This is a genomic window from Nonomuraea sp. NPDC049784 (genome assembly GCF_040659615.1).
Classification (GTDB): Bacteria; Actinomycetota; Actinomycetes; order Streptosporangiales; family Streptosporangiaceae; genus Nonomuraea.
Genome location: NZ_JBFAMX010000321.1, coordinates 1 through 11,223 on the forward strand (window position 1 = coordinate 1; position 11,223 = coordinate 11,223).

General features: G+C 67.6%; 12 protein-coding genes. 5 read left to right on the forward strand and 7 right to left on the reverse strand.

What is annotated here, in order from left to right; genetic code table 11:
- The first annotated feature begins 100 nt into the window (after positions 1 to 100).
- From AB0J09_RS40625 to AB0J09_RS40635, 3 genes are all read left to right on the forward strand, one after another.
- Positions 101 to 397, forward strand: a complete 297-nt coding sequence (locus AB0J09_RS40625; RefSeq protein WP_360703242.1) for an N-acetyltransferase — start codon at positions 101 to 103, stop codon at positions 395 to 397.
- Complete coding sequence (locus AB0J09_RS40630) at positions 372 to 1,319, forward strand: alpha/beta hydrolase (RefSeq protein ID WP_360703217.1); 948 nt, start codon at positions 372 to 374, stop codon at positions 1,317 to 1,319. The genes AB0J09_RS40625 and AB0J09_RS40630 overlap by 26 nt, the downstream gene beginning before the upstream one ends.
- Positions 1,320 to 1,552: 233 nt before the next feature.
- On the forward strand, positions 1,553 to 1,945 hold the full coding sequence (locus AB0J09_RS40635) for an ester cyclase (RefSeq protein WP_192785439.1): 393 nt from the start codon (positions 1,553 to 1,555) through the stop codon (positions 1,943 to 1,945).
- Positions 1,946 to 1,957: 12 nt separating this feature from the next.
- Here the strand turns inward: AB0J09_RS40635 and AB0J09_RS40640 are convergent, their stop codons facing one another.
- The 3 genes from AB0J09_RS40640 to AB0J09_RS40650 form a co-directional block, all read right to left on the reverse strand.
- On the reverse strand, positions 1,958 to 2,377 hold the full coding sequence (locus AB0J09_RS40640; RefSeq protein ID WP_360703221.1) for a hypothetical protein: 420 nt from the start codon (positions 2,375 to 2,377) through the stop codon (positions 1,958 to 1,960).
- Positions 2,358 to 3,482 (reverse strand): low temperature requirement protein A, encoded by a 1,125-nt coding sequence (locus tag AB0J09_RS40645; protein ID WP_360703243.1) that lies wholly within the window; start codon positions 3,480 to 3,482, stop codon positions 2,358 to 2,360. Before AB0J09_RS40645 ends, AB0J09_RS40640 begins: the two co-directional genes overlap by 20 nt.
- A 583-nt stretch (positions 3,483 to 4,065) precedes the next feature.
- On the reverse strand, positions 4,066 to 5,025 hold the full coding sequence (locus AB0J09_RS40650; RefSeq protein ID WP_360703224.1) for an AraC family transcriptional regulator: 960 nt from the start codon (positions 5,023 to 5,025) through the stop codon (positions 4,066 to 4,068).
- A 113-nt stretch (positions 5,026 to 5,138) separates the two neighbouring features.
- On the opposite strand from AB0J09_RS40650, the gene AB0J09_RS40655 reads away from it, so the two are divergent.
- Complete coding sequence (locus tag AB0J09_RS40655) at positions 5,139 to 5,891, forward strand: SDR family oxidoreductase (protein ID WP_360703227.1); 753 nt, start codon at positions 5,139 to 5,141, stop codon at positions 5,889 to 5,891.
- A gap of 249 nt (positions 5,892 to 6,140) precedes the next feature.
- On the opposite strand, the gene AB0J09_RS40660 is transcribed toward AB0J09_RS40655, so the two are convergent.
- Positions 6,141 to 6,644: a hypothetical protein gene (locus AB0J09_RS40660; protein WP_360703246.1), complete on the reverse strand. Its 504-nt coding sequence runs from the start codon at positions 6,642 to 6,644 to the stop codon at positions 6,141 to 6,143.
- 180 nt (positions 6,645 to 6,824) lie between these two features.
- On the opposite strand from AB0J09_RS40660, the gene AB0J09_RS40665 reads away from it, so the two are divergent.
- Positions 6,825 to 7,289 (forward strand): helix-turn-helix domain-containing protein, encoded by a 465-nt coding sequence (locus tag AB0J09_RS40665; RefSeq protein ID WP_360703230.1) that lies wholly within the window; start codon positions 6,825 to 6,827, stop codon positions 7,287 to 7,289.
- Between the two features lie 534 nt (positions 7,290 to 7,823).
- Here the strand turns inward: AB0J09_RS40665 and AB0J09_RS40670 are convergent.
- From AB0J09_RS40670 to AB0J09_RS40680, 3 genes are all read right to left on the reverse strand, one after another.
- Entirely contained in the window at positions 7,824 to 9,284 is a 1,461-nt protein-coding gene (locus AB0J09_RS40670) for an alpha/beta hydrolase (protein WP_360703233.1), read from the reverse strand.
- A gap of 823 nt (positions 9,285 to 10,107) precedes the next feature.
- Entirely contained in the window at positions 10,108 to 10,860 is a 753-nt protein-coding gene (locus AB0J09_RS40675) for a MerR family transcriptional regulator (protein ID WP_360703236.1), read from the reverse strand.
- Positions 10,861 to 10,890: 30 nt separating this feature from the next.
- On the reverse strand, positions 10,891 to 11,223 hold a 333-nt coding region (locus AB0J09_RS40680), incomplete at its 5' end, for a CPBP family intramembrane glutamic endopeptidase (RefSeq protein ID WP_360703239.1).

Consider the following 11,223-nt stretch of genomic DNA (forward strand, 5'->3'; position numbering starts at 1 on the left):
GGCAGATGTACGGGCGAGCCGGCTTCGTGCTCCTCCGCCATCGCATCCTGCTCGGCTAAACCACGGTCCGTCACCACCGAAAGTGCGCCAGAGCCACTGACTGGACACACCCACCGGATTTTTCCACACCGAGGTAGACCAGGAGTTCAGTGGACGAGGTCTGGCTGGGCTGCCGGTGCGTGAGGCGCTCGCAGACAGCATTCGCGAGAACCTCACCGTCGTGCCTGTGTGCCCGCTGTTTGCTCGCCATCTGAGAATGCATGGCGATGAATTCGCCGCGAATGGCGGTGTCTTCCGCCAGCCGACACCTGCCGACATCGCACTGGTCACGCGCGCCAGCGTTGGGCTGGTCAGCATCGAAAGGGAAGATCATGGGATACATCACCGTTGGGAATGAGAACAGCACGCCGGTCGAGCTGTATTACGAGGACCAGGGGTCGGGTCAACCGGTCGTCCTCATCCACGGCTACCCGCTGAACGGGCACAGCTGGGAGCGTCAGACGCGCGAGCTCCTCGCGTCCGGGTACCGGGTCATCACTTACGACCGTCGCGGATTCGGGCAGTCGTCGAAGGTCGGCTCCGGTTATGACTACGACACGTTCGCCGCGGACCTGAACACGGTCCTGGAGACCCTGGACCTGCGCGATGTGGTGCTGGTCGGCTTCTCGATGGGCACCGGGGAACTGGCCCGGTATGTGGCACGCTACGGGCATGAGCGAGTAGCGAAGCTCGCGTTCCTCGCCTCGCTCGAACCGTTCCTCGTCGCCCGCGACGACAACCCCGAGGGGGTCCCGCGGGAGGTGTTCGACGGCATCTCCGCGGCCGCGAAGGGCGACCGGTACGCCTGGTTCACGCGGTTCTACTCGGACTTCTACAACCTGGACGAGAACCTCGGCTCCCGGATCAGCCAGGAGGCCGTCACCGCCAGCTGGAACGTCGCGATCGGCAGCGCCCCGGTCGCCGCGTACGCGGTCGTCCCGTCCTGGATCGAGGACTTCCGCGGTGACGTCGAGGCGGTGCGCGCCAGTGGCAAGCCGGCGCTGATCCTCCACGGCACCAAGGACAACATCCTCCCCATCGACGCCACCGGGCGTCGCTTCCACGCGGCGTTCCCCGAGGCCGAGTATGTCGAGATCGAAGGCGCCCCACACGGTCTGCTCTGGACCCACGCCGACGAGGTGAACACCGCACTGAACACATTCCTCGTCGGTGGTGGCGAACCCGTTGGACAGCTCGGTGAAGCCGATCCCGGCCTGGGTGGCCTGGCGTTTGGCCCGCTCGCGCCCGTTGAGCCAGATCTTGGCCGGATAGGGAAATAGGTGCACACCTTGATGAAGGCGGGCTGGGCCCGATCACCGTGCGGGCCGGAGCAGGCCGATCGCGTCAGCCACTGGATCCCGAAAGCCGAGCACCGAGCACTCCTTCTGGACGATACGTAAAGAATTGCGGACTCTGCATCATTGATCGTACCCCGCTGCTCCCGCAGTATCGATGTCGCAGGTGAACCATGAGTACACGAGAACAGCCCGGACACCGGGCGAGAAAGGCAGTCATGTCCGACTTCAACATGCGCGAGTTCTACGACCGCTACTGCGAGGCGCTCAACGCGCATGAGTTCGACCGCATGGACGAGTTCGTCAACGAGTCCATCCTCTCGCACGGCGAGCCGGCCACTCGCGCGGACGTCGTCGCAGCGCTCAAGGGCATCACCGACGCAGTTCCCGACTTCCACTGGGAGATCAAGGAGGTGGCGATCAACGGTGAAACTCTGGCCTGCCACTCCGTCAACCACGGCACCCCCACCAAGGAATGGCTCGGGGTGGCTCCCACGGGCGCTCCGATCGAGATCGACGAGTTCGCCATCTACCGGATCCGCGACGGGAAGTTCGTGCAGATGTCGGCCGTTCACGACGCCGAGGCCCTGAAGAAGCAGCTCGCGGGCTGACCCAGTCGGGGCTCAGGCCACGCAGAGCCCGCCGCATGCTCCTGCTCGCCCAGCGTGCGCCCGGCTACGCCATCGCCGCGAACGGCCGGTATCGAAGGCTACGTCTCGGTGGTCTTCGCCGCCGGCGCGACGGTCGTTTTGCGAGGTGCCCGGTAGGTCGACGCCGACGTCGCGCTCGCGGACGCCGACTTCCAGGGCGAGGGTGATGATCGAGTGGCGCGGGCTGTGGGACTGTACGTTCTTCGGCTCGCCCAGGGAACGGATCCGGACCAGTGCGGCGACGGTGAAGCCGATCAGGCCGATGACTCCCGACCATGCGGTCAGGTCAAGAAGCCGGCCCACAACCGGTCTGCGCCGGTGTTTACCCATGCGGCTCGGGCGATTCTCTCCGACGCCGAGGGCAACGGCGATGTCACCCGGTACCGGGAGCACGCAATCCGCGTATGGAGGAGCCTCGGCTCGATCGCGATGGGGCACGTGTGTTCACGGGTGGCTGCAGGACTAGGAGAACGACGACGAGCACGAGGACCACGGCGGTCAGCGTGACGGGAACCGCGATGAGCGGGTCGCACAGGACCAGAACTGCGGCCAGCGGGACGACTGTGTTGACGAGCCGGTCGGCGTGGTCTCGGATTGCGATCCACCAGATGCCTGCCAGGAAGATCGCGACCGGGACGGTCACGGCGAAGGAGGCGGCCGGGTTGCTGAGCTCGCTGTGCCCGGTCAGGACGTCGATCTCGACCTCGATGCCCGCGGAGAACGCACCGGCGGCGGCGAACACGAAGTAGTGGACGTAGCCGTAGCGCAGCGACCCGCCGAAGCTGGTGATGGACCGGTGGTGGGGCGGCCAGAAGTAGATCCACCACAGGGCGGCGGTCGCGACGAAGGTGAGCGCGCCGATCGAGATCAGCCGTCCGAGGGCCTCGGCGTCGTGGACGGCCTCGATGATCGCGTTGGAGGAGGCGAGTAGGCTCTCGCCGAGCAGGATGAGCGTGAACAGGCCGTAGCGCTCGGTGATGTGGTGGGGGTGCCACGGGGTGGTGCCGCGTCTCTGGGCGATGACCGGGATCGCGACTTCGACGCCGATGAGCAGGACCAGCGAGATCAGGCCTGGTACTTCGGGCAGTGTCAGCTGCAGGAGCCAGAGGACCTGGACCGCCGCGATTCCCCCGGCGTAGACCTGGGCGGTGCGGCGGATGGACGCGTCAGTGCGTGCAGCGCGCAGCCACTGGGCGACCATGGCCAGGCGCATGACCACAAAGCCGAGGATCGGCAGAGTGTAGTCCGCGTCGGTGAAGGCCGGCTCGATCCCGGTGGCCAGCACGAGCACGCCGGCCATCTGGACGATGGTCAGCGCGCGGTAGAGCCAGTCGTCGGTGTCGAAGGAGGTGGCGAACCAGGTGAAGTTCATCCAGGCCCACCAGATCCGCCACCGAGATCGCCCCGGCCACGGCGAGCAACGGCAGGAACATGGTGAGGTTGAGCTTGCGGAGCTGTCCCTGCGCAGGCTCGGTGTCCATGGGTGGCTCTCCAGGATCGAACGGCAGGGGTCTGCTCCTCAGCATCGTTCAGCTCCGGCGGTGGGCACTAGTGACACCGCGTCACATCTTCCCCCCGAACAATGTCATGCGAACTGATGACGTGGGTCGCACTGGCGATCGTCCACTCAGGTCGCTGAGGTTGAGAGTATGACACCAGCGATCCGCGTTGACCGGACAGACGTGGCTGTTCTCGTCGCCACCGTGGTGGCGTTGACCCCGGCGACAGCGTCGGCGACGACGCCGGGCACGCCGAGGTGGGGTGCGTGCCCGGCGAACGCCGCCAAGCCCGGGGCTTGGAGCATTCGGTCATCGGGCGTGGACTGGTCGGCGAGGTAGAGGCGTCTGGCTCGAAGCGCCAACTCTGCGCCAGCGGGCCGGCGTCGGCATGTGGCCAACAACGCCGAGGTCGGGGACGGCATGGCCACGACCCGGGGCCAGGCCTCCACGCCAACGCGATCGCACCAGTACTGCAGTCGCGTTTATGACGCGTGTCCGCGTCGCTGGTAGTGGTGTCGGCGGGCGGTGTGCTGGTGTCTTCGTCGCCAGCGTGAGCGGCGCAGCTGAGCCAGGATGCCTCCTTCAACTTCCGTTCGCGGCCGAGCGCGGTGGCTGCCGTGCCTGGTTCCGGAACTGTGCGGGCGATGAGCCGACCACGCGGCGGAACGCGGTGCTGAACGCGCTCTCGGACAGGTAGCCCGTGGCCCGTGCGAGCTCGGAGATCGACAGAGTGTCGCGGGTGAGGGCGTCGCGCGCGAGGCTCATGCGCCATTGGATCAGGTACTCCAACGGCGGGACCCCGACGTGGCTCTTGAAGGCCTGGGCGAACGCGGAACGCGACATGTGGCTGATCTCGGCGAGCTCCTTGAGGCTCCAGGAGTGGGCCACGTCCGCGTGCACGGCACGCAGGGCGGCACCGATGCCGTCCTCGTTCAGGGCGCCCAGCCAGCCGGTGGGCCGGTCTGTCTGACCGGCGTGAGCACGCAGCATGTGCACGAGCAGGATCTGTGCGAGGTGGTTCTGCACCAGCGGGCCGCCGGCGGCGGCGACCCCGACCTCGGTGGCCAGGAGATCGATCAGCTGCGCGAGCCGCCTGCCATGAGGATCGGCCACGCGGACGATCACGAGCGGCGGCAGAAGATCGGTCAGGAGGGCCGCGTTCCTGTCGTCGAACGCGATGTGCCCGACGCAGAGGTAGAGGTCCTCCTCGGACTCCGGGCCGATCCGCACGAACCCGTCTTCGGCACCCGCCCACACCGGCTCCGCAGGGCGCGGGATTGCGTCGAGCGTGCTGGCCAGCACGTAAGGCGGCGGGTTGCCCAGCATGAAGGTGTCACCCTCCTGCAGGAGCACCGGCTCGTGCCCTTCGAGGATCAACCAGCACGTGCCGCGCACGAGGCCCCCGATCCGCACGTGCAAGAACGTGTCGAAGCGCAAAGCCCACTCTCCCACGGCCCGGAGACTGGGCCCGATCACCGTGCGGGGCCGGAGCAGGCCGATCGCGTCAGCCACTGGATCCCGAAATCCGAGCACCGACGACACCTCCTGGACGATACGTAAAGAATGCCGGACTCTGCATCATGGATAGTATCCCTGATCTCCCGCAGTATCGATGTCGAACGGATCGGCATCGAGAGAGTGATGGAGATACCCACATGGGACAGCTGGAAGGCAAGACGTCGGTGGTCACCGGGGGCAGCACCGGGATCGGGCTGGCCACCGCCGTACGGCTGGCGGACGAGGGCGCGTACGTGTTCGTCACCGGCCGGCGCGAGGCCGAGCTGGAGGCCGCCGTCAAGACCATCGGAGCAGAACGGGCCACCGCGGTCGTCGGCGACATCTCGAAGCCGGAGGACCTGGACCGGCTCTACGAGGCGGTCCGGGCGCGAGGCGAGGGTTTGGACGTGCTCGTGGCGAACGCGGCGGTCGGTGCGTTCGTGACGCTGGAACAGACCACCGAGGAGCACTTCGACCAGACCTTCGCGGTCAACGTCCGAGGCACGCTGTTCACCGTGCAGAAGGCGTTGCCGCTGCTCAACGACGGAGCCTCGATCGTCCTGGTCGGTTCGACGGCCGGCGACCGTGGAGTAGAGGCGTTCGGCGCGTACGCGGCGTCGAAGGCGGCCGTCCGGTCCTTCGCACGGACGTGGTCCAACGAGCTCAAGGACCGTGGCATCCGGGTCAACGTGGTCTCGCCGGCATGGATCGAGACTCCCGGGGGCACCGCCGCTTTCGGCGACGAGGAGACCGCCCGGGCCGTCAAGGAGAATGTCGCCGCGACCGTGGCCAAGGGCCGCATGGGTCAGCCTGAGGAGGCCGCCGCAGTCGTGGCCTTCCTGGCCTCGGAACAGAGCAGCTACGTCGTCGGCGCGAACATCTACGTCGACGGAGGCACGAACCAGATCTGAGCAGGTACCACACGATGGGTGGCATCTGAAGCGTGCCAGGTTCTATGCCGCTACTATCCAGGCGGCGCAGCCACCAACATCGACGTCGGCGCCGAGATCGACCAGCAGGTCCACGGCCCGAGCGGGCTCCTCGGCGAGGAGTCGAGCCGATGCCGCCGATTGGGCTGCCGACCGCGCTGCGCGTTCCGGCCAACGAGGCTGACAACAACCCCGGTACCAACATCCACAGACCAGATGGCCGGAACAACGTCAGCGTGCCACGCCAACGCACAGCTGGGTATGAGGTGTACGGCATGGCACTGGATCTCCAGCAAGCGGACGTGCTCCGCGACGGGCATGCGGGACGCCTCGACACGCTAACTTGACAGGGAACCGCAGCGGGACGACCAGCCGCCCGCCTGGGACAAGCTGTATCCGCCACGCGGGCGGCACCTCCCACGCGCCCGCGGCGACGATAATGCGATCGTAGGGTGCGTTCTCAGGGCGGCCGGCTGCGCCGTCTCCGTGGACGACCTGCACCCGGTCGTATCTCGCCGCGGCCAGGCCGCGCCGGGCTCCGGCTGTGACTTGGATCGTTTGATGACGTGATTTTGGGATCGCTATTTGTCGTGGTCGATCCTGGCGGGAGCCGCTGTTGAGCCCGATCGCGCTGGATGCAACCTGCTCAAGGTTGTTGGCACTACCTCGGCGGTCGGCGTGCTCCTGGTTCTGTTCCTGTCCTGTCGCACTGAAGTTGACCGATTCCCATTGGATCTTGCGCTCGTCTCACGGCGTACGCCCCGCTGCCACCTTCGGTGACTTGATGGCCCGAAGGGCGGGGTGATCTCCCCGCTGTATGTCCAGAAGATCATCGGTAAGCCGTATGCGGGAAAACCGCACGTAGGGATTGAAAGGGGATGGGAAACCGGGCCGCGCAGCGGTACCTGACTACCAATGGGTGAGGCGCGCTGGCTCGACGAGCGGGAGGCGCGCGTGTGGCGCGGGATGATCGGCGTGCTGCAGCGGCTGACCGCGGTGCTGGAGCGTCAGTTGGTCCAGGATGCGGGGCTGTCCGGGGCGGAGTACACCCTGTTGGTGCCGCTGTCGGAGGCTCCGGGCGAGGTGTTGCGGGCGCGTGACCTCGGTCGGATGGTCGGCTGGGAGCGCAGCCGGATCTCCCACCAGGTCACCCGGATGGAGAAGCGCGGTCTGGTCGCCCGTGAGGAGTGCAGCGAGGACGCGCGCGGGTCGATGGTCCGGCTCACCGACGCAGGCCGGGCGGCCATCGTCGCCGCCGCTCCCGCACACGTCGCCGCCGTCCGGCGGCACTTCATCGGCGTGCTCACCGACGCCGAGCTCGATGTCATCGGACCCGCGCTCGAACGGGTCCTCGACCGGCTCCCCGACGACTACGGATGACACCGCCTCCTCGATGGGGTCGTGTCCGACCGGCTGGACCCCCGGCGAGTTCCGCACCTGATCGTGCAACTGGCTCTCACCTACACGGGCGGGGGCAACGGTGCGAGGCGATATGGCGGGGGAGCGGCCCCGTGCAGGTGGGCCGTTGCTGTTGGGCAAGGCTCTATGGTGAGCGGCACCTGCGTAAGGTCCTGGCCGAGTACGAACGCCATTTCAACCACCATGGCCTGCATCGGGGCCGTTCGCTTCGCCCGCCGTTGCACGAACCTAGTGAGGTGATCGACATGGCCTCCCAGATCCACCGTCGAAGGACCGTCACTGGACTGATCGGCGAGTACCGGAGAGCAGACTGATCGCCCTGCGAACGCCCAGTTCAGCAACGGTATTCGCCGTTTGGCACCCCAAAGGGGCACCAGTATCCCGAGGTCCCTCACACGCCGGATCCGGAGCAGGCGCAGCAGATGCGACACCCTGTACTTGTACTCGTTGGGCCTGCGAGCCGGTTCGTCGAGCAGGCCAACGCGGCGACTCGGATCAGGTGGGCTCTGCCGCGCAGGTCAGTTCGCGCAGCGGGCGTTTCCCCGTGGTCAGGAACGTCGTCACCGCGGTGTCCGCGCACGTGTTCTTGCCGAGCAGGTAAACACCATGGCCGCCTTGCTCGACGGTCACCATCCGGGCCCGGTCGCCGAGCGCCCGCTGCATCTTCCTGGCGCCGGTCAGCGGTGTCCCCGCGTCGCGGAGGAATTGCACCATGAGGACGTTCGACGGGCCCCGGTCATTGACGCGCACCGGCGCCTCGATGGGGTCGGACGGCCAGAACGCGCACGGTCGGATGTTGGCCGTCGCCGCGCCGAACATCGGGTACCGCTTCCGGTCGGCCTCGACGGCGCGCTGGTACGTATGGATCGACCGGGGCCAGCGCGAGTCGCCACAGACCACGTACTGGTGACTGGACATCGAGTTGTCCGAGTTCAGTACGGGAGCATCCGCCGCCCTCGCCGGCGGCGCTTGGCCGGTGTCGATCGACTGCCAGAGCCCGGCCAGAGCAGGGAAATTCACGTCGCGGAAGAGTATGGCGAACGTGACCATCCGGAACAGCGCACCGTCGGTTCCCTGGACCGGTGTCCTGTCCAACCGTTCGGCGAGCTCGAAGTACTTCTCGGTCACCTGCTCCGGTGTGCTGCCCAGCCCGTACCCGGGGTGGGCGGCGGCGTACTCGGCGAAGTCGGGGAGCCGGTCCTCGACGCCTCGGGCGAACAGACTCCTGTCCTCGTAGTTGATGCCGCCAGGGGGCAGGTTGCTGTCGATCACGATCCGGTCCCCGCGCTGCGGGAACAGTGTGGTGTACACCGCGCCGAGGTGACTGCCGTAGGAGTAACCGAGGTAGGAGAGCTTCGGCTCGCCCAGTGCCTGCCGGATGCGGTCCATGTCGCGGGCGGTGTTGGCGGTGGTGACGTACGGCAGCATGAACCCCGTCTTCGACGTGGCGCACTGCCTGGCGATGGCCTTGGCCTCCTCCGCCTGCTTCGCGACGTAGGCCGCGGTGGGCGCGTACGGGGGGATGTTGCCCCGCAGTTGCTGCTCCGGTGTCAGAGCGCAGGTCACCGGCGTACTGTGGCCGACGCCGCGCGGGTCGAACCCGATCACGTCGTAGGTGTCCAGCACACTCCGCGGCATACCGGCGGCCACGAGATCGACCGGGAACCGCAGGCCTGCCGCGCCCGGGCCGCCCGGGTTGAGTAGCAGCACGCCGCGCCGCCGCGTCCGGTCCTTGCTCGCCAGGCGGGAGATCGCGATGTCGATCGTCCGCCCGTCCGGCTTGCGATAGTCCAGCGGAACCTTGAGCGTCGAGCACTCCAGACCGGACGCGGCGACGTTCTCCGGGCACGGCCCCCACCGCACCGCGCTCGGCATGGTCGTTGCCGCGGCGGGCACTCCCGGCAGGAGGGTCGTCGCCACGGCGGCGACGATCAGGGCTGTCAGGGCTTTTCGCATCTGATCACTTTCTACGAACGAGATGGGCATGGGCGTGGACGGGCCCTGGGGAGGCGTGATCAGCGCTCGTCCGGGTTGGTCATGAGTGCCTGGAACAGCCGGTTCGTGCGGCGCTGCTGGTCGTTGAGCAGGTGCTCGCCGTAGGCTGTGAGCATCGAGGGCGCGTCGAGGCCGACTTCGATGTCGGGAAGTCGGCGATCGTCGCCCGCCGGCTGGTCAGCCGCTCGATCTCTGCGGTTGCCTGCCGGTCCAGCGTGTCGAGCAGCTCGCCGGCGGCTGGGTTTAAGTGCCTCATGTGGGTCGATTACAGCCGTTGCGGTGCTCTTCCGGCAGTGCAGCCACGTCACCACCTCGCCATGACATTCGCAGGTGAAGTCCATGACGCGACGTCACTGGTGAACCCCGGAGCGATCCGGCCGCGCCATCGGACCGGTGTCAACGGCCGAGTGCCCTTTTTGCACGGCCACGGACGACTGGCGCCCCTATCTCCGGACGCCGAGCGCCGGCAACCCTGAGCAACGTCGCGCGTACCCGACCACACCCTTGGCCGCCTCCTGCGGATCCGACGTCTTGCCGAGCTGGGTGTGCCGCTCTCGCAGATCGGAGAAGGCCGAACCAGCTGCGGTGGTCGGTGTCGCAGACGACCGGTCGCCGATGACAGTGACCGGGTGGGCGAGGAATCTGTACTGCACGGCACGCGTTCTGCGCGGTGCCGGACTCCAGGTTGCGGGCTGCGGCGGACACATCGCCGACAACTACATCGCGCTGTTCTCCAGGTTCGTGCCGTGCGGGGTGTGTGAGGCGGTCTACATCATCGAGGGGGTCACGGGGCGTCGGCACCGGTGTCGGCACCGTCGTCGTCGGCCTCGTGGAGCAGGTGCGCTCGACGGAGCACGTCGACCTGCGCGGGGTTGTAGAGCGCCCTGAGGGCGTGACCGACGGCGCGCCGCGCCGCCTCGGCCTGGCCTGGCGTGGTGGCCCTCGGCTCCAGCGTCACGCCATGTGCGGTGGCGCCCGGGACGATGAAGGGCGCGAGCTGCTCGGCGAGGGCCTGCCTGGTGGCATCGTCGGCGTCTTCGGGCAGGTCGCGGAACGCCTCGTCGAGATCGTCGTTCGGGTGTGCCTCGAGCGTCCGGCGCAGCACCTCCATCGACTCGTCCGAGAAAAGCTGGGCGTAGATCGTCAGCAGAGCGCGGTCGTTGTCGCGCAGGTCCTGGACGAGGCCGCTGAAGCTGGTCGGCACCTCCGGTGACGCACCCGGCTGCGCCAGGATGGCCAGCTCTCGCCGGATGCTCTCCAGCCGCCGGACCGTCGCCTCGAGCTCGGCGTCGACGGTCCGGAAGACGGAGGCCTGGCCTTCGCCGCTCGTGCCCATCTCGGCCACCTGTGCGAGCGGCACACCGAGGCCGGTCAGGCGCTTGATCTGCAGGAGCCGCGTCAGGTGGTGCACCTCGTAGCGCTTGTAGCCGTTGGGCTCGCGGTCGGGCTCGTCGAGCAGCCCGACCTGGTGGTAGTAGCGCACCGTCTTCACTGTGGTGCCCGCCAGGTCGGCGATCTCGCGTGTGCTCCAGGTCATGGGTCCTCACCTCGTCGTCCGGTGCCGATATTAGGTCGTGCTCCGTGTACGTCGCTCGCGCACCCAGACGAGGACGACCATGGCGATGTTGACGGCGGCGAGGATCAGGAGGGCCGCGTCACCGGTGTCGGTGGACCGGTCGATGGTGTAGCCCTCGCCGTCTGCCATCAGCGTGTTGACGCTCGAGAACAGGACGTTGTTGGCGATGTGGAACGCGGCCGGCGCCTCGATGCCGCGGCTGATGATCGCCATCAGTCCCGTGGCAACGCCGATGAAGGTGTAGTAGCCGAACAGCCAGGGGTCGCTGGAGCCGTGAACGACCGCGAAGGCCAGGCTGGAGACCACCAGACCGACGGCGAGGGC